Source organism: Bacillus sp. FSL M7-0791, from assembly GCF_038627085.1.
In the GTDB taxonomy this organism is placed as follows: Bacteria; Bacillota; Bacilli; order Bacillales; family Bacillaceae; genus Bacillus; species Bacillus safensis.
On the sequence record NZ_CP152022.1, the window covers coordinates 1832958 to 1850811 of the forward strand.

Annotated in this window: 15 protein-coding genes and 1 pseudogene; 7 read left to right on the forward strand and 9 right to left on the reverse strand. The window is 44.5% G+C overall.

All coding sequences use genetic code 11. The features are described 5' to 3' along the window. Nucleotides 1-9: 9 nt before the first annotated feature. Nucleotides 10-1109 (forward strand): annotated as a pseudogene (locus MHI08_RS09265) (GerAB/ArcD/ProY family transporter). After that, entirely contained in the window at nt 1106-2206 is a 1101-nt protein-coding gene (locus MHI08_RS09270) for a Ger(x)C family spore germination protein (RefSeq protein ID WP_328699747.1), read from the forward strand. Before MHI08_RS09265 ends, MHI08_RS09270 begins: the two are co-directional and overlap by 4 nt. Before the next feature lie 6 nt (nt 2207-2212). On the opposite strand, the gene MHI08_RS09275 is transcribed toward MHI08_RS09270, so the two are convergent. The 3 genes from MHI08_RS09275 to MHI08_RS09285 all read right to left on the reverse strand — a co-directional run bounded on the left by MHI08_RS09275 (nt 2213) and on the right by MHI08_RS09285 (nt 3562). Continuing rightward, complete coding sequence (locus MHI08_RS09275) at nt 2213-2908, reverse strand: hypothetical protein (protein ID WP_342499565.1); 696 nt, start codon at nt 2906-2908, stop codon at nt 2213-2215. 100 nt (nt 2909-3008) lie between these two features. After that, a complete protein-coding gene (locus tag MHI08_RS09280; RefSeq protein WP_239500405.1) occupies nt 3009-3203 on the reverse strand; it encodes a hypothetical protein in 195 nt (64 codons plus the stop codon). 128 nt (nt 3204-3331) lie between these two features. Next, nucleotides 3332-3562 carry an excisionase family DNA-binding protein gene (locus MHI08_RS09285; RefSeq protein ID WP_076839819.1) on the reverse strand — a complete coding sequence of 77 codons (231 nt, stop codon included), beginning with the start codon at nt 3560-3562 and terminating at the stop codon, nt 3332-3334. Between the two features lie 156 nt (nt 3563-3718). Here MHI08_RS09285 and MHI08_RS09290 point away from each other — a divergent pair, with 156 nt between their 5' ends. The 3 genes from MHI08_RS09290 to MHI08_RS09300 are packed head-to-tail and all read left to right on the forward strand — an operon-like array spanning nt 3719 to nt 5679. Continuing rightward, complete coding sequence (locus MHI08_RS09290) at nt 3719-4138, forward strand: GtrA family protein (RefSeq protein ID WP_083703978.1); 420 nt, start codon at nt 3719-3721, stop codon at nt 4136-4138. A 4-nt stretch (nt 4139-4142) separates the two neighbouring features. Beyond that, nucleotides 4143-5024: a UTP--glucose-1-phosphate uridylyltransferase GalU gene (galU, locus tag MHI08_RS09295; protein WP_076839822.1), complete on the forward strand. Its 882-nt coding sequence runs from the start codon at nt 4143-4145 to the stop codon at nt 5022-5024. A gap of 52 nt (nt 5025-5076) precedes the next feature. Then, nucleotides 5077-5679: a DedA family protein gene (locus MHI08_RS09300; RefSeq protein WP_048239940.1), complete on the forward strand. Its 603-nt coding sequence runs from the start codon at nt 5077-5079 to the stop codon at nt 5677-5679. 39 nt (nt 5680-5718) lie between these two features. On the opposite strand, the gene MHI08_RS09305 is transcribed toward MHI08_RS09300, so the two are convergent. Then, complete coding sequence (locus tag MHI08_RS09305) at nt 5719-6540, reverse strand: uroporphyrinogen-III synthase (RefSeq protein ID WP_342499566.1); 822 nt, start codon at nt 6538-6540, stop codon at nt 5719-5721. Nucleotides 6541-6682: 142 nt separating this feature from the next. Between MHI08_RS09305 and MHI08_RS09310 the strand changes: the two genes are divergently transcribed. Further along, the gene (locus MHI08_RS09310; RefSeq protein WP_024425703.1) at nt 6683-7303 is read left to right on the forward strand and encodes a GPR1/FUN34/YaaH family transporter; all 621 of its coding nucleotides are present in this window, start codon (nt 6683-6685) and stop codon (nt 7301-7303) included. A 39-nt stretch (nt 7304-7342) separates the two neighbouring features. On the opposite strand, the gene MHI08_RS09315 is transcribed toward MHI08_RS09310, so the two are convergent. Further along, entirely contained in the window at nt 7343-8362 is a 1020-nt protein-coding gene (locus MHI08_RS09315) for an LLM class flavin-dependent oxidoreductase (RefSeq protein ID WP_248350686.1), read from the reverse strand. Nucleotides 8363-8535: 173 nt separating this feature from the next. Here MHI08_RS09315 and MHI08_RS09320 point away from each other — a divergent pair, with 173 nt between their 5' ends. Next, the gene (locus tag MHI08_RS09320; RefSeq protein WP_342499567.1) at nt 8536-13158 is read left to right on the forward strand and encodes a hypothetical protein; all 4623 of its coding nucleotides are present in this window, start codon (nt 8536-8538) and stop codon (nt 13156-13158) included. A 20-nt stretch (nt 13159-13178) separates the two neighbouring features. On the opposite strand, the gene MHI08_RS09325 is transcribed toward MHI08_RS09320, so the two are convergent. The 4 genes from MHI08_RS09325 to MHI08_RS09340 all read right to left on the reverse strand — a co-directional run bounded on the left by MHI08_RS09325 (nt 13179) and on the right by MHI08_RS09340 (nt 17782). Next, entirely contained in the window at nt 13179-13739 is a 561-nt protein-coding gene (locus MHI08_RS09325; protein ID WP_041109387.1) for a CatB-related O-acetyltransferase, read from the reverse strand. Nucleotides 13740-13802: 63 nt separating this feature from the next. Next, complete coding sequence (locus MHI08_RS09330) at nt 13803-15170, reverse strand: MATE family efflux transporter (protein ID WP_087975928.1); 1368 nt, start codon at nt 15168-15170, stop codon at nt 13803-13805. Nucleotides 15171-15195: 25 nt separating this feature from the next. Continuing rightward, nucleotides 15196-16680 (reverse strand): D-alanyl-D-alanine carboxypeptidase/D-alanyl-D-alanine-endopeptidase, encoded by a 1485-nt coding sequence (gene dacB, locus MHI08_RS09335; protein WP_342499568.1) that lies wholly within the window; start codon nt 16678-16680, stop codon nt 15196-15198. Between the two features lie 127 nt (nt 16681-16807). Beyond that, on the reverse strand, nt 16808-17782 hold the full coding sequence (locus MHI08_RS09340) for a pectinesterase family protein (protein ID WP_342499569.1): 975 nt from the start codon (nt 17780-17782) through the stop codon (nt 16808-16810). Between the last annotated feature and the right edge of the window lie 72 nt (nt 17783-17854).

A 17854-nucleotide genomic window follows, 5' to 3' on the forward strand; every position in this document is an offset into this window, starting at 1 on the left:
AGTGAAGGCATGAGCTCTTCTTCTGTCAAAGAGAAATTTCAAGTATCCCCTTATTTTGTGTTTTTTCTCATCAATGCCAATCAAGTCGGTGTCAGCATTTTAAACTTTCAAACAAACCTTGTTCGTTCTATCAATAATGATGGATGGATCGCTATTTTGATTTCTGGCATGAGCGTCAATGTGATGATCTTTCTCATGTACTTGATGTTTAAAAAGGCCCCTTCGGATGAATTTGGTGAAATCACGCAATATGTATTTGGCAAATGGATTGGGCAATTATTCAACATTCTTTATATCTTATATTTTGCTTCTTTGTCGCTGACCGTTCTTATCCATTACATGGATGTGATCCATGTATGGCTGTTTAAAGAAATTCCTGGTCTTTTGTTTGCGTCTGTACTGCTGCTGCTTGTGTATTACATACATACTGGCGGCTTTAGAACCATTGCTGGATGGGCATTTTTTAGTGTTGTACTGACGTATTGGATGACGTTTATCTGTTTTTATGCCATGAAATATAGTCACCTTCGTTTCATGTTCCCAATGTTTGATCATACATTTTCGCAAATCTTGTGGGAGTCAAAGATGCATCCTTATCCATGTTTGGTTTTGGCACGCTGCTTGTCTATTATCCCTTTATTAAACAAGCTCAGACATCTCAAAAATTTGCTCACATGGGGGTATTATTTACGACATGCTTAAACTTGCTCACTTTTCTCGTCTCTATAGCGTATTACTCAAGTGCTCAGCTCAAATTAACAAAATGGCCGACGCTAACGTTAACGAGCATTGTGAAGCTTCCGTTTATCCAGCGCTTTGAATTTATTGAAGTGTCTCTTTGGCTGCTTCTGATCATTCCTAATATCACGATTCCATTATGGGCAGCGAGCCGAATGGCAAAAAAAATGCTTCATACGAGCCAGCGCGTCACGTTCATCGGGCTCAGCATCCTCATTCTGATCATGTTTTCGTTTTTTGCCAGTGCAACTTCTTTTGAAACCTTTAATCAATGGGTGGAATTTAGCGGATTCATTCTGATCTATGGATTGATTATCTGTATGGTCATTGGACTGATGCTGAAAAAAAGGAGGAGGAAAAAACGAGCATGAAACGTTATATACTTACGGGCCTCATGTTGTGTAGTCTTTTGTTAACCAGCTGTGCAGAGCCCCGCCTTTTAGATGAATTAAATATCTCTCAGGCGGCAGGATTTGATTTATTGGAAGATGGAGAAATGAAGGGCTTCTTTGTCTTCCCTGTCTTTAAAAGTCAAGAGCAAGGAAGTTATCAAATATTAAGCGCAAAGTCAAACACCATTAGTAATATTCAATTTCTCGTGTCAGAAGAATCACCTTTTCCAGTAGTCATGGGCCAGGTGCTCGTTATTTTAGTCAGTGAAAAGTTAGCAAAAGAAGTCGGCATGATCGATTTAATGAATTATATTTATCGTGATCCTATCATTGGTTCACGCCAAGTGTTTGCGATTGTAGGCGGAGAAGTTGAAGAGTTATTATACACAAAAATGAATCAAACGAACTTAAATATAGGTGTATATCTCTCTGACATGTTGGCCCAAAATATGCGAAATGGCAATGAACCTGTCACCAATCAGCATATTTTTATGAATCAGATGCTGGCAAAAGGGGTCGATGCATACCTCCCTTACATTAAGAAAAAAGGCAATGGCATTAAGATCACAGGAGTCGCTCTGTTTGATCATGAAAAAATGATCGGTCATATCCCCGGAAAAGACACGTTCACATTTAAAGCGATGATTGAAAATCATAAAAATGGCATCTACGAATTTCAATTGGCTGATCATGCAAAGACCCATGTCGTCATTGAAAATATCAAATCCCATGTGTCTTACCGAATCAAACCAACGGAAAACCTAACAAAGAAGCCTCAGATCATGATTGATATCAAACTGAAAGGTGAATTAAAAGAATTCATGAAGTCCAAAAAAATTGATAAACCATCTATATTGGACCATGTTGAAAAAGAAGTAGAAAAACGTGTCGCTCAGCAAGGACAAGACCTTGTTCAATCCTTTAAAAAGCAAAACATAGATCCTCTTGGGTTGGGCCTGAGGTATAGATCAAAAGACAAAGCAGTAACACCAGAAAAGTGGAGAAGCATTTATCCTGATGCAGATGTACAAGTTAAATGCCACATGAAGATTGTTCAAACCGGAGTCAGCCAATAAAAAGGCTTATTCAAATATGTCTTGCTTGTTCTCCAAGATGTTGGACACTTTCATTTTCATTCGTGGAACCGGATCTTTTTGATGAACATCATGTAAAATCTTTTCTACTTCATTTTTATCAGTTCTAAGAATTTTAGGTAGAAATTTTTCCACAAGAGGCGGTCCATTCCCTTTTGCACAGTTAGCCATTGTATCTAGTGCAATGAAGCTGAAAGGTCTTCCTTTGTTTAGCCAAGATTTCATTCTCTCCCAGGTTGGGCAGCTGACGGCTGCCAGCCTTCCCCACTGATCGTGAAAATGGGTGCAATTTGACTCCATCCAATCCAATATTTTGTGAGAACGGAAACGGTGCAGGCAAATAAAAGCCTCTAACGGCAATTCTTTTTCACTGATCGATTTCATTTTTTTCAATATATGGTGTAATCCCTCATCTTCTGGCAAACAGCTGGCTGCTGCCCATGAAAGCGGATAAAGTAATTCTTCGTCCGCCTGATCCAAAAGTTCCCTTACCCATTCAGCGGCAAATGTATCTAGAACATCAGCCGTGATTTCTAACATTCGTGATTTCACAGCGGCATGCTTCGTTTCATAAAACCTACTTTGAACAGAATCCAAGATTTTTTGCTGGTCGTGCTGCTTTAGCGCATCGATGACATCATCCTCAAGAAACCATCTAGTGATTGAAAAGGCTAATAAAGACACCAAATCATGCCTAACGGCTTGTAATGTTGGTGCTTTTTCACTTTTGATGATGACAACATCTTCCTCTAATTGGAAAGCCTGTCCGTCCTCTCCATAAAAATCATCGCGGGAGTAAAAATTGTTTAGGAGAATGGAGAACAGCTAGGTTATACCATTCAATAGGACGTAATGAATAGGTGAGTAGTCTTTCGTGGCATTGATGGCATAATTGGAAAGGCTGTTTCGGTTCATCAGACGCTTCTACAACGTTCATTTCGTTTTTTTGACAGGCTTCACATAAAGTAGTTGTCCCCATTGTTTTCACTTCCTTTTACTGCTAATGCATTTTTTCTGCTTCTTTCATTCGAGAAAGCATAAAGGAAATAGAGATTTCACTCTAAACCCGCGGCTATTCATCCGTGTTGAATCAATTGAAAAGATATCCTAATCTTCATCCTTTACATCGGGGTCTTCCGGAATCGGTTCATTTAAGATCTCTTGGACGAGCTCTTTATATTGTTCGAGCTGCTTTAAATGCGTTTGAAACTGCCCTTGATAAATGAGATAAGATTCCCCGTCAAATACGTAACGGATCTTTTTTTGCTGGATTAATTTTTCAATATACGATTCTGATACTTCCAAGTATTCAGCTGTTTCTGCGATTGTTAAATACATGTTTGTGCACCACCCGTTCGTTTCATCTTACAAATTATATCACGAGCTGGTGAAAAAACGGATATCGCTTGTTCATGTTTTTTTCATCTTTTCTTCACTGATTCGTCAACTCGCTTTTGTATAGTATTCATACACCCACTCAAACTCTAGGAGGTGATGATTCTTCACATGACAAAGAGTAATATTCGGACCTATGCCGCATTTTTCATTGTAGGTGCAAGCAATACAATGATTGACTTTCTGTTCTTCTTTTTTTTAACCGCCTTCTTTGTTCCCCCTTTTCTTGCCCAGTGCCTGTCCTATACTGCAGGGATGCTGAACAGTTATGTTTGGAATCGAAAATGGACGTTCCAAGTAAAAAAGAAAGCTGACAGGTGGGAATGGATCAAGTGGGCCACAGTCAACGGAGCAGCGTGTCTTCTCACCTATGTTGTCTTATATGTCATGCAGCTAGCAGGTTTCTCATTAATTATTAGTAAAGCGATTGGCACCCTTCTTGGCATGAAGATCACTTTTACTGGAAGCCGCCTATGGGTTTTTCCTTCAGAAAATAAACCATCAGAAATGGAGCGATGATTCAATGAACATCAAAAAAGCCGTCATACCAGCAGCCGGATTAGGCACACGTTTTTTACCCGCAACGAAAGCACAGCCAAAGGAAATGCTGCCTATTATCGACAAACCCGCCATTCAATACATAGTTGAGGAGGCTGTTCAATCAGGAATTGAAGATATACTGATTATCACAGGAAGAAACAAAAAATCGATTGAAGATCACTTTGACCGTTCGATTGAGCTAGAACAGAATTTGCTTGAAAAAGGGAAAGAAGAACAGCTGGCTGAAATCAAACATATTGCGGATATGGCCAATATTCATTATATTCGTCAAAAGGAGCCCTTAGGTCTTGGACATGCGGTATTATGTGCACGTCATTTTACTGGTAACGATCCTTTTGCGGTCCTTTTAGGTGATGATGTCATGGTGTCAGAAAGACCAGCACTCTCTCAGCTCATGGAAGTCTTTGAAGACAAACAAAGAGAGGTCATTGGCGTCCAGCAAGTGGATCGTCTAGATGTCAGCAAGTATGGTATGATAAAACCAGCTAGAATAGACGGTCAAGTGTTTGAAGTCACAGACTTAGTGGAAAAGCCAGCTATTCATGAAGCTCCTTCCGATTTAGCCGTCATGGGCAGGTACCTGTTAACACCATCGATTTTTCCTATTTTACAAGGAATCGAGAGAGGTACCGGGAACGAAATCCAGCTGACAGATGCGCTGAAAATCATTGCACATGAATCACCCATTTATGCAACACAATTAGAGGGAATGAGATTTGATGTTGGTGATAAGCTCGGCTCATTTAAGGCAGCGGCAGAACTTGGATTAATGCGTCATGATATGCGGCCAGCCATGCTAGCATATATGCAAAGCATACTCATGAGAGAAGAAAAACAAGCATAGGCTCTTATAAGGATGCTTGAAGAAAATCGTATTTAAAGGCAGAGTGAAATGAATGGGAACCTTTTTTAATGAAATTTTGACCTGGCTGACAAGCCTAGGTTATGTAGGTGTAGCACTAGGGCTGATGATTGAAATCATTCCTAGTGAAATTGTACTTGCCTATGGCGGATATATGGTGTCAACAGGCACAATTGGTTTTGTTGGAGCTGTGATTGCCGGCGTCATTGGAGGTACACTCGCCCAGTGTTTTATATACTGGATCGGTCTGTACGGCGGAAGACCTTTTTTAACAAAGTATGGAAAGTATTTATTCATCCATGAACATCATATCGCGACTGCAGAGCGCTGGTTTGACCGGTATGGAACCGGTGTAGTGTTTACCGCGCGCTTTATCCCTGTTGTCCGTCATGCCATCTCGATTCCAGCGGGTATTGCCAAGATGCCTTTTTTGAAATTCGTTTTCTTGACAGGATTAGCTGCCATCCCTTGGTCTATCTTATTTATCTATCTTGGCATGCAGCTTGGGACAAAATGGGATCATATTCAAAGTGTTGCTCATGCTTATACAACCCCTATTATGATCATTGCCATCATCCTGATTGTTCTCTACTTTGTACTCAAAAAAATTCGGACGAATCGAAAACGGACAATCTAACAAAAAAGCCTTTCACTGATCTGGTGAAAGGCTTTTTTTTTATATGTGTGCTGATTGTTTTTTCATATATTGGGATAATTCTATAATCATTGCTCCCATTCTCTCAAGTGACGGGGCAAGAATTCGGTCTATTCCTTCTTCTTTTAAAGCTTCAGCCGTGACTTTCCCGACAGCTACTGCCAGTACGTCCTGCTCGAATAATGCTTGCAATTCTTCTTTTCTGCCCCATTCTGCGGCTAGTTTGAAAAAGGCGTGGACCTGGACAGCGGTTGTAAAACAGACGGCATGAACTTGTCCATCTTTCATTTCTTGCAGCAGCGTTTCAGCTGCCTCTGGTTCAGGAGGTGTGTGCTGATATGGTAAAAGCGGCAAAACATCTGCCCCCTTGTCATGTAAAAACTGAATGAGAGCTGGTGCATTTTCACCATGAAGCTGCACCATCACGCGTTTGCCTTGAAACTCCTTGTCTTCAAGCTTTGAAATCAAGTCACGAACCGTTCCGTCTTCATCAGAGACCTCTGGCTGAATTCCGCGTTTTTTCAGCGCAGCAAAGGTTTTGTACCCTCTTGAAGCAATATGTGCGTTTGATAGAATGTTCATAAATTCTTTACCAAGCTGCAGCTCTTCTGCACTCTCAATCAATGTATCTGTACCAATGCCTGTTGTCAAGATCACCCAGTCGGCCCCTTTTTTCACAAAGGTCTCAATGCCTGGCTTTAAATCCTCTTTGGCTAAAAATACGGTTCCTTGAAGAGAGCGAATAACGGCTTGTCCTCCTTGTTTTTCGACAAGTCTACGCATTTCTTCTGTTTTTCTTGTTCCACAAATGGCAATCGTTTTTCCAGATAAGCCTTTATTCATGTTATCCCTCTTTTTCTATCACATTTGATATGTATTAAATATAGATTTATTTGGAAGACGATGCAAGTGTCTACTAAAAAAGAGCTTGACGTTTCTATCGAATTCGAGTATCTTTTGTAAGTGCAAATTGTAGGAGGTCATTATGGAAAAACAGAATGTTCAAGCAATTCGATTATCAATTGCAGACCCAACACCACTTGGTTTGTTTGGTTTAGCAATGGTGACGCTCGTTGCGTCCTCACAAAAACTAGGAATCACAGATGGCACTTCCCTTATTTTACCTTGGGCTATCTTCCTTGGAGGAATCGCGCAGCTGATCGCGTCCATACAAGATTCAAAGCATCATAATATTTTTGGAGCCACTGCTTTTGGCGCATTCGGTCTTTTCTGGATGGGCGTTGGAACAACTTGGCTCATTCAAGCCGGCGTCTTTGGGAAAACGCTTGCGGGAGCAGCAGATCCAAAGCAGCTAGGCTTTGCGTTTATTGGTTATTTGATTTTCAGCTTGTTTATGACGATTGGTGCAATGGAAACACATAAAGTGTTATTTTTGATTTTCGTCTTTATTGATTTCTTATTCATTGGTCTTTCCCTTAGCACTTTTGGTGTGATGTACGATGTGACTCATACCATGGCTGGTATTGCAGAATTGATCATTTCCCTGCTTTCATTTTATGGTTCTGCAGCTGTTGTTCTTAATACACATTTTGGCCGTATTGTTCTGCCAATCGGACAACCATTTCGCATTTTTACAAAAGCTTAAATAAAAAAAGAACTGCTCTGTGCAGTTCTTTTTTTATGTTTATTTTTCTTGTGCCTCTTGAAAAATCTCTCCGATGATTTCATACGAGCGCATTCTTTCTTGATGGTCAAACATATCCGAATTAATCATCACTTCATCTGCTTGAGTAGCTTCTATAAAGGCTTCTAATTCTGTTTTCACCTTTTCTTTATCCCCAATGATAGTCGAGCTTAATTGTTCATCCACCATTGCCTTTTCATATGGACTCCAAAGACCGTCCATGCTGTCGACAGGCGCCTTCAGTTTTCCTGGTGTGTTGCGAATGAGACTTAAAAACCGCTGATAATGAGAGGTTGCCAAATATTCAGCCCGTTCTGTTTGATCTGCAGCAAAAACCGTCACACCGACCATGGCATAAGGCTCTTTTAATACATCAGAAGCTCTAAATGACTGTCTGTACAACTCTAACGCGGGAATTGTATTTTTAGGTGAGAAATGTGCTGCAAAGGCAAATGGCAAGCCAAGTTCTCCTGCAAGTCTAGCGCTAAAACCGCTTGAACCAAGGAGCCAAATTGGAATGTCCAGGCCTTCTCCTGGAACAGCTCTTACATGTTTTTTAACCTGACCGGTCGGCTTGAAATATTGACGAAGTTCTTCTAGCTGCTCAGGGAAATCTTCTCCGTTTTGAAGATTACGTCTAAGCGCTCTTGCTGTTAACTGATCTGTCCCTGGTGCTCTGCCAAGACCTAAATCAATTCTCCCCGGATACAATGTCTCAAGTGTGCCAAATTGTTCGGCAATGACAAGTGAAGAGTGGTTTGGCAGCATAATCCCGCCAGATCCTACTCGAATTTTTTCGGTTCCTCCCGCAATATATCCAATTAAAACTGACGTTGCAGAGCTCGCTACCCCTTCCATGTTATGGTGTTCTGCCAGCCAGTATCTATGATAGCCCCACTTCTCCGCCTTTTTTGCTAAATCCATACTACGATCAAAAGATTCTTTAATGGTACCTCCTTCTGTCACTGAGGATAAATTTAAAACGGAATAGGCTTTGCCTTGTAAAACTGATTGACTCATAAATGATGTCCCCATTTCTGTCAAAAATCATACTATTTTATACTTTCAACACCATAACACAAATCCATGAAAGATTTAAATCATTTGATTCGATGATTTTCGAAATGATGATTTTCTAGGTTTTACTTCCAATTTGAAAATTTGCACATAGAATGAAATATCAATTCTAGGAGATGGGCAATTTGTACAATCAATTCAAACACAAATGTCCCTTTTGCGGTAAATACCATGAACAGCCTCATTACAAAAGATCACGTCATGACCGTCCTCGAAAAAAAGACTGTCCATTCATTAAACAAGAATATCCAAAACAAAATATATCTCAAGGGAATCAACCTTGCCAGATTGCAAAAGGAATAAAACAACCAAAACCAAATCAAAGAGCTGGACCAAGAGGCCCAGCAGGTCCCCCTGGACCAACCGGACCTACTGGACCTGCTGGCGGCTTAACCGGCGCTCTTCCTTTTGATCCCTCACAATCACAAGATTACGATGCAGGGCAAGTGGTCACGTTTAATGGCAGTACTTACATTGCCAATGTTGACGCTCCATCAGAAATACCTGGACTCTCCCCCGACTATACCCTTTTGGCTGCTTCTGGAGAAACTGGGCCTACGGGGCCTACTGGGATCGGATTAAGTGGTGTTGAAGCCTATGATCCTGTTATGGCACCAACATACTCAGTAGGGCAAGTGGTCACTTATGGTGGTGGTACGTATATTGTGGATTCTGCACCACCTTCAGGTACACCAGATACGTCGTCAGATTACACACTTTTAGCAGCACCAGGTGAAACTGGGCCTACTGGTACCACAGGTAACACTGGATCAACCGGACCTATGGGGGCAACCGGCATCACTGGAGATACTGGACCTACCGGTGCCACTGGTATCACCGGTTCAACTGGACCTACCGGTGTCACGGGTATTACTGGACCAACAGGTCCTACTGGTGCCACGGGTATTACCGGTGCTACTGGACCTACGGGGGCAACCGGCATCACTGGAGATACTGGACCTACCGGTGTCACTGGTATTACTGGACCAACAGGTCCTACTGGTGTGACGGGTATTACCGGAGCTACTGGTCCTACGGGCGCTACAGGTATCACTGGTTCAACCGGACCTACGGGGGCAACGGGTATTACTGGGGCTACTGGTTCTACTGGCGCTACAGGTATCACTGGGGCTACTGGTTCTACTGGCGCAACGGGTATTACTGGAGCTACCGGTCCTACCGGGGCAACGGGTATCACCGGTTCAACTGGACCTACGGGGGCAACGGGTATTACTGGTGCTACTGGTTCTACTGGCGCTACAGGTATCACTGGAGATACCGGTCCTACTGGTGTCACGGGTATTACTGGAGCTACTGGAACTACTGGCGCAACGGGTATCACTGGGGCTACTGGAACTACTGGCGCAACGGGTATCACTGGAGCTACCGGTCCTACTGGTGTCACGGGTATTACCGGTGCTACTGGAACTACTGGCGCAACGGGTATCACTGGAGCTACCGGTCCTACTGGTGTCACGGGTATTACCGGAGCTACCGGTCCTACTGGTGTCACGGGTATTACTGGAGCTACAGGTATCACTGGAGATACTGGTCCTACCGGGACTACAGGTGTTACGGGACCAACAGGTCCTACTGGTGTCACGGGTATTACTGGAGCTACTGGTTCTACCGGCGCCACTGGTATTACTGGACCAACAGGTCCTACTGGTGTGACGGGTATTACCGGAGCTACTGGTCCTACCGGGGCAACGGGTATCACCGGAGCTACCGGTCCTACGGGCGCTACAGGTATCACTGGAGCTACCGGTCCTACGGGCGCTACAGGTGTCACTGGAGATACTGGTCCTACTGGCGCAACGGGCATCACTGGAGCTACTGGAACTACTGGCGCAACGGGTATCACTGGTGCTACTGGACCTACTGGCGCAACGGGCATCACTGGAGCTACTGGAACTACTGGCGCAACGGGCATCACTGGAGCTACTGGCTCTACCGGCGCAACGGGTATTACCGGAGCTACCGGACCTACTGGTGTCACGGGTATTACTGGAGCTACTGGACCTACTGGCGCCACGGGTATTACCGGAGCTACTGGCTCTACCGGCGCAACGGGTATTACCGGAGCTACCGGAGCTACTGGCGCTACAGGTGTCACTGGAGCTACCGGTCCTACTGGTGTGACGGGTATTACCGGAGCTACTGGCTCTACCGGCGCAACGGGCATCACTGGAGCTACTGGCTCTACCGGCGCAACGGGTATTACCGGAGCTACCGGACCTACTGGTGTCACGGGTATTACTGGAGATACTGGTTCTACTGGCGCAACGGGTATCACTGGGGCTACTGGAACTACTGGCGCAACGGGTATCACTGGAGATACCGGTCCTACTGGTGTGACGGGTATTACCGGAGCTACTGGAACTACTGGCGCAACGGGTATCACTGGAGATACCGGTCCTACTGGTGTGACGGGTATTACCGGAGCTACTGGCTCTACCGGCGCCACGGGTATTACCGGAGCTACTGGTCCTACTGGCGCTACAGGTATTACTGGAGCTACTGGACCTACGGGTGCAACGGGTATTACTGGAGCTACTGGTTCTACTGGTGCGACGGGTATCACTGGAGATACTGGTCCTACCGGGACTACAGGTGTCACGGGTATCACTGGAGATACTGGACCTACTGGACCTACTGGCGCCACGGGTATTACCGGAGCTACCGGACCTACTGGCGCTACAGGTGTCACTGGAGCTACCGGTCCTACTGGCGCAACGGGCATCACTGGAGCTACCGGTCCTACTGGCGCTACAGGTGTCACTGGAGCTACCGGTCCTACTGGCGCAACGGGCATCACTGGAGCTACTGGACCTACTGGCGCCACGGGTATCACTGGAGCTACCGGACCTACCGGGGCAACGGGTATCACCGGTTCAACTGGAACTACCGGGGCAACGGGTATCACCGGTTCAACTGGAACTACGGGGGCAACAGGTATTACTGGAGCTACTGGCTCTACCGGCGCCACGGGTATTACCGGAGCTACTGGCTCTACCGGCGCCACGGGTATTACCGGAGCTACTGGCTCTACCGGCGCCACGGGTATTACCGGAGCTACCGGTCCTACTGGCGCAACGGGCATCACTGGAGCTACTGGTCCTACCGGGACTACAGGTGTTACGGGACCAACAGGTCCTACTGGTGTCACGGGTATTACTGGTGCTACTGGTTCTACCGGCGCCACGGGTATTACTGGACCAACAGGTCCTACTGGCGCAACGGGCATCACTGGAGCTACTGGACCTACTGGCGCAACGGGTATCACTGGAGCTACCGGACCTACCGGGGCAACGGGTATCACCGGTTCAACTGGAACTACGGGGGCAACAGGTATTACTGGACCAACAGGTCCTACCGGTGCCACTGGTATCACCGGTTCAACTGGAACTACGGGGGCAACGGGTATTACTGGACCAACAGGTCCTACTGGTGTGACGGGTATTACCGGAGCTACTGGCTCTACCGGCGCCACGGGTATTACCGGAGCTACTGGTCCTACTGGCGCTACAGGTATTACTGGAGCTACTGGACCTACAGGTGCAACGGGTATTACTGGAGCTACTGGTTCTACTGGTGCGACGGGTATCACTGGAGATACTGGTCCTACCGGGACTACAGGTGTCACGGGTATTACTGGAGCTACTGGACCTACTGGACCTACTGGCGCCACGGGTATTACCGGAGCTACTGGCTCTACCGGCGCCACGGGTATTACCGGAGCTACCGGACCTACTGGCGCTACAGGTGTCACTGGAGCTACCGGTCCTACTGGCGCTACAGGTGTCACTGGAGCTACCGGTCCTACTGGCGCAACGGGCATCACTGGAGCTACCGGTCCTACTGGCGCTACAGGTGTCACTGGAGCTACCGGTCCTACTGGCGCAACGGGCATCACTGGAGCTACTGGACCTACTGGCGCCACGGGTATCACTGGAGCTACCGGACCTACCGGGGCAACGGGTATCACCGGTTCAACTGGAACTACGGGGGCAACAGGTATTACTGGACCAACAGGTCCTACCGGTGCCACTGGTATCACCGGTTCAACTGGAACTACGGGGGCAACGGGTATTACTGGACCAACAGGTCCTACTGGTGTGACGGGTATTACCGGAGCTACTGGCTCTACCGGCGCCACGGGTATTACCGGAGCTACTGGACCTACTGGCGCAACGGGTATTACTGGAGCTACAGGTATCACTGGAGCTACAGGTCCTACCGGGGCAACGGGTATCACTGGAGCTACCGGTCCTACTGGCGTGACAGGTGTCACTGGTGTCACTGGGGCTACTGGAACAGGTGGTTTTACAGATACAGCACTTTATGCTGCTAATAGTTCTGGCCCTACCATCGTTACTATAGCAGGAGGAACGAATATTCCTTTGCCAAACTTTCAAAACATTACTGGTTTTACAGCAAACGGCACAAGTACTGTTTTTACCGTTCTGCAAACTGGTAAATATTATATTACGTATCAAATCAACACCACTACAGCTCTTTTGATTAATACACGTTTGCTTTTAAATGGAACAACTACTATTTCAGGTTCTGTTCAATCACCTGTTATCTCAACTTCATTAATCAACAACACTGTTATTGTTAATTTAACAGCTGGTAATACCATCTCACTGCAGTTTTTTGGGGCGGTTGTCACAGCTATTTTAGTTGGCGGAGGTGGTGCTGCTGGAGCAGCCTTGACCATCATACGGCTAAGTTAAACGAAAAAAGAAAGGCTTTTTCAGCCTTTCTTTTTTATGTCTTCTATGACATTTATACACTGTTCAATATCATGAGATTGCAAAAGATGAAAAATAGATTGGATGATGGAAAACTCTAAATTCCACCATTCTAATAACTGCAGTTTTTCGATTATTTCGGTTGAAAATCGATATTTCATGAGCCGCTGGGGATTCCCTGCGGCAATTGCATATGGCGGCACATCTTTTGTGATCACACTATTTGCGCCGATCACGGCCCCGTTTCCTATACTTACTCCTGACATAATCGTCGCACCATATCCAATCCATACGTCATGTCCAATATGAACATCTCCCTTCGATTTGGGATGTCCTTTAATATGGGCAGCTTCTTTAAAAATTTGATTAAACGGATACGTTGTGACCCAATCAGTACGGTGTTCCCCGCCTAGAAAAATTTTCACTTCGTTTGCGATAGAACAAAACTTCCCAATATGTAATGTCGTTCCTTCCCCCCACGTCAGCACTTGGAAATCTGGTCCGGCATAAGAAAAGTCACCGATATTGTGCGAGCTCAGTTCATTTCTTTGATTCAAAAACATAGAAGATCCGGCCTCCTTAAAAGTGAGAGATCTTCTATGTATATGCTGCTTTACGCCTTTACATTATGATTGAACAAGCGAGACAATTTGTTTTTTCTTCCATACGAGCTGATAGTAGCTGTATTGGAGGAGTAAGTTCACAAAGAAAGCAGCTGGGTAGCCAATCCATATTCCTTTAATGCCAAGAGATGTATAGTGTGATAGCACATAAGCGACTGGTACTTCTACAAGCCAAATGGAACAAATACTAAAGATCGTCGGCCAAAGAACCGTCCCGCTTGCTCTCATTGTGGCTGCAACAATTTGGGCCGTTCCAAAAATGAGATAGCTCCATAGTGTAATGACGACCAAACTATAGGCAATGTCTATCGTCTTAGGATCTGTTAAAAAGATAGATAAAATCTGCGGTGCAAAAATATAAACAAAAATAATGATACATCCGCCTATGGCAAAGTTAAGACCTAACCCAATTTTAATGACATCTTTCAGTCGATTCATATTTCCTGCGCCAATGAATTGTGCTGCAAAGATCGAGACCGCAATGCCAAGGCTCACTGCCGGCATCTGCACATAACTCACGACTTGATTGACAACACCATAGGCAGCTGTCGCCTGTGATCCATAATCGTTGACAAAAGAAATAACGGCAATTTCTGATAAAGAAATGAGGATCATATTAATGCTTGATGGGATACTGAGCTTTAATAACGTTTTTAATAGATCCCCTTTCATCAATAAATGCTTTCTCACCGATGCATCAATGCGAAGCGGGTGCTTTGTCTTATATAAGTAGATGTGTAGAATGATAAATGTCACAATTGTTGAAATCACAGAAGCATACGCAGCGCCGTATAAGCCGAACGCCGGCAGTCCCAGCCATCCAAATAATAAAATGGGCAGCATCAAAATATTCGTCGCCGTACTAATCATTAAGAAATAAAATGGCGTTTTCGAATCCCCGGTCCCTCGCAAGAAGGTCGTATAAACAAAATAAAGAAATAAGATCGGCATTGAGATGAATAGAATTCTAGCATAGCCCGCACTTTCCTCCACGATATTAGCGGGTGTTCCCATGAGGTTTAAGATGTCTGTTGCGAAAAAACCTCCAATGATCGCTAATGATACGCCGATCAAAAAAGTGAATGAAAGTGTTGTGCCAATAATTTCTTTTAATTTCTGTTCATTTTTTGCCCCATACGCTTGTCCAATAAGGATCGAGCTTCCCGATCCAATTCCAATGGAAAAAGAAACGAGTAAAAAGAAAAGCGGAAAGAATGCAGAAATGGCAGCTACTGCATCCTCTCCAATCCATCTTCCGACAAGAACAATAGACACTAATTGTCCGATCGATTGCAAAATATTGCTTAGCAAAAGCGGGATGAGAAAAATGGACATGGTTTTTACTAAAGATTGATTGTTATCTAACGTCATGATGGTTCTCCTTCTCTCTCTAAATCTAAAGATTTTCAGCTAATATGCTGACAATACGGTCTTCTATCTCTTTCCCTTTTTCGTCATCAACAAGGTGATTTAACAAGATGGAAAAAGCAAGCGTTTTTCCGCCCTGCGTGTCAATATATCCAGATAGTGTGCTGACCGTTGTTAACGACCCTGTTTTTGCACGTACTTTTTCTAGTGTAGTTGGTGCCTTCAATCTGTTCCTTAACGTTCCCCCCACCATTCGTTCACTTGCCCCTGCTAAAGGGAGCGCATGTTCATAGGTTTTAAACCATTGTTCCTTTTGAATGTTTGTCAAAAATAAAGTGAACTGGTTAGCAGAGACAAGGTTAATAGGTGATATCCCTGATCCGTCACGCAGCACTGCAAGCGAAGGATCAACGCCAAACGCAGGAAGCCGTTCATTCATGACCTCCAGACCAGCTTCAAAGCTCCCTTTGTTCTTCACTTTTTTCCCTAGTTCCTTTAGCAAAATTTCTGCATGGGTATTGTTGCTTAATTTCATCATAGGAACAAGCAGCTCTGATAATGGCATCGATGTATGGGAAGCAATTTTTTTGGCTTTTTTAGGAACTTGTTTTGATTTCAGCGGTCCCTTTACTTGAATCCCTTCTGCCTTTAACGCTCGTTTCATTAAGTCTAAAGCATAAGCGGACGGATCCCATAGAGCTACCCATTGTTTAGATGAGCTCGCTTTAACCGGAATAGTCCCAGTCAACGTAATTTTGTTGGTTCCGTGAGAGCGCTTAAAAGAGATTTTCTTTTTTCCGCCTTCTGGAACTGTTTTCACTTGATTGATGACTTGAGCGACATCCGTCTTTGGGATCATATCATATGCGGCTTTCTGTCCTGCTTTTTTTCCTGGTTTTACTTCGAGAATCACGGTCCCTGCATCATAATCTTGATTCGGTGAAGCCGTGAGAGCAGAAATTTGTGCCCCGTAATATTGATCCTCATCACTCCAAGGCAGGTCAATGGAGTATCTCGTGTCATCAAACCAAGTGTCATCTGCCGCAAGCTGCCCGCGAATGGTATGTATTCCGGCCTTTTTGACTTGTTTGGCAAGTGCTGCAAAATCCTCCTCTAATAAAGTCGGATCGCCGGTGCCACGAAGATAAAGGCTGCCATGTAGCGTTTTCTTATGAATGGAACCATCCATCCAGATGTCTGTAGGGAATGTGTGTGTTTCTCCAAGTATATCAAGTGCGATGGCTGATGTGAGCAGTTTCATATTAGAAGCAGGAGTAAGACGAATATCGGCTTGATGTTCATAAAGAAGAGAGGTGTCAGAAGTATCGCGGACGCTGATGCCAGAGATCGCGCCCTCTAAATCAGGTGCTGTTCGTATGAATTCGTCTAAAGCGGTCATCCAAGTCAGTGAATCGTCACGAGCTGTGAGCTGATCATCTTTCGCTGAAAAAGGAAGAAATAAAATCGACAGGATACATAGTTGTAAAAACATGCACTGTGAAAAACGCTTCACGCAATCCCTCCTTTATTGTTGCAGCCAATTTTAGAAGAATATGTTCATTATACACAAAAGAACGTTTGTTCTCAAAGGTTTTTTAAACAGAAAAGTCAGCTTTCTTTGACGAAAACTGACAAGCCCTTTACCTCTTTTCTGGATTCCAGCCATCGGCTCCGCCAAGAACAGCCTGAACCGTCATTTGACTTGCTTCATTTTGGGTTAAAATGGTTGACCATTTTACGCGGTTTGCTGGACTGCTTCCTGCTCCTGTCGATCCAAATTCTTTGTACCTGGCCGTTCTTTCGTTGTCACGATTATCCCAGTTATGCCATCCCTCTGCTTTCACATGATCATCCATTTTTGTATGGAGGAATGTTACAGCCGAATGAGGTCTCCACGGACGTCCTAAATAAACCGATTGCGCAGCTGCCGTCCCCTTTTTCAACGTAGAGTCCATGAATACATAGCCGTACCTTTGCGCTTCTGTTGTGGATGCTGCAGTAATATACCCATTTCCAAGACTTTTTATTTCAGCTCTTTTAAACACAGCTGTGGCTGATCCAAAAATAAAATCGACCGTGCCTTCAATATAACAGTTTTCATAATATTGCCGCCCTGTGCCTGTTGCATAAAGTGTATCTTGATAGCCTAACACACGTATTTGTTTGAACACAGCCCGGTCACCAGACACATACAGTGCAACTGCCTGACCCGCATGTCTGCCAGCTGTATTTTGAAAGGTGATATTTTCTGCATAAAAATCGTTTGCACGAATCATTGTGCTTGAGCTGTTTGTTGTACTCCCAGTGCTTGCATTTGTATCATCATACGTAAGAATCGTCTTGTGCTGGTTTTCGCCAATAAAGGATACGTGTGGTTTATTTTGCGGAAGCAATATTTTTTCTTTATATACGCCATTTTTAATATAGATCGTTGCCGGTTGTTGATTGTTTGCTGGAATCGCATCAATGGCAGACTGAACGGAGCGGTATGTCCCGCTTCCCTTTTGATCAACGACAAGGACGCGGTTATGCCCGGCTTCTGCTGCTTGAAGTGAAGCTGGGTCAAAAAGAAAGAAAGACAAGACCATGACCATCCATATGTTTCTAAATTTCATCACATATCTCCCCCTCATTTTGTGAACGTTTTCATCAAACATTCTTTTTGATCCTATTCCGTACACGCACAA

Bases quoted from the DNA above. Each gene is read 5' to 3' on its own strand.
- MHI08_RS09270 (WP_328699747.1), top strand. From the start codon at position 1,106: ATGAAACGTTATATACTTACGGGCCTCATGTTGTGTAGTCTTTTGTTA.
- MHI08_RS09280 (WP_239500405.1), bottom strand. From the start codon at position 3,203: ATGGGGACAACTACTTTATGTGAAGCCTGTCAAAAAAACGAAATGAAC.
- MHI08_RS09285 (WP_076839819.1), bottom strand. From the start codon at position 3,562: ATGTATTTAACAATCGCAGAAACAGCTGAATACTTGGAAGTATCAGAA.
- MHI08_RS09290 (WP_083703978.1), top strand. From the start codon at position 3,719: ATGATTCTTCACATGACAAAGAGTAATATTCGGACCTATGCCGCATTT.
- galU (WP_076839822.1), top strand. From the start codon at position 4,143: ATGAACATCAAAAAAGCCGTCATACCAGCAGCCGGATTAGGCACACGT.
- MHI08_RS09300 (WP_048239940.1), top strand. From the start codon at position 5,077: ATGGGAACCTTTTTTAATGAAATTTTGACCTGGCTGACAAGCCTAGGT.
- MHI08_RS09305 (WP_342499566.1), bottom strand. From the start codon at position 6,540: ATGAATAAAGGCTTATCTGGAAAAACGATTGCCATTTGTGGAACAAGA.
- MHI08_RS09310 (WP_024425703.1), top strand. From the start codon at position 6,683: ATGGAAAAACAGAATGTTCAAGCAATTCGATTATCAATTGCAGACCCA.
- MHI08_RS09315 (WP_248350686.1), bottom strand. From the start codon at position 8,362: ATGAGTCAATCAGTTTTACAAGGCAAAGCCTATTCCGTTTTAAATTTA.
- MHI08_RS09320 (WP_342499567.1), top strand. From the start codon at position 8,536: ATGGGCAATTTGTACAATCAATTCAAACACAAATGTCCCTTTTGCGGT.
- MHI08_RS09325 (WP_041109387.1), bottom strand. From the start codon at position 13,739: ATGTTTTTGAATCAAAGAAATGAACTGAGCTCGCACAATATCGGTGAC.
- MHI08_RS09330 (WP_087975928.1), bottom strand. From the start codon at position 15,170: ATGACGTTAGATAACAATCAATCTTTAGTAAAAACCATGTCCATTTTT.
- MHI08_RS09340 (WP_342499569.1), bottom strand. From the start codon at position 17,782: ATGAAATTTAGAAACATATGGATGGTCATGGTCTTGTCTTTCTTTCTT.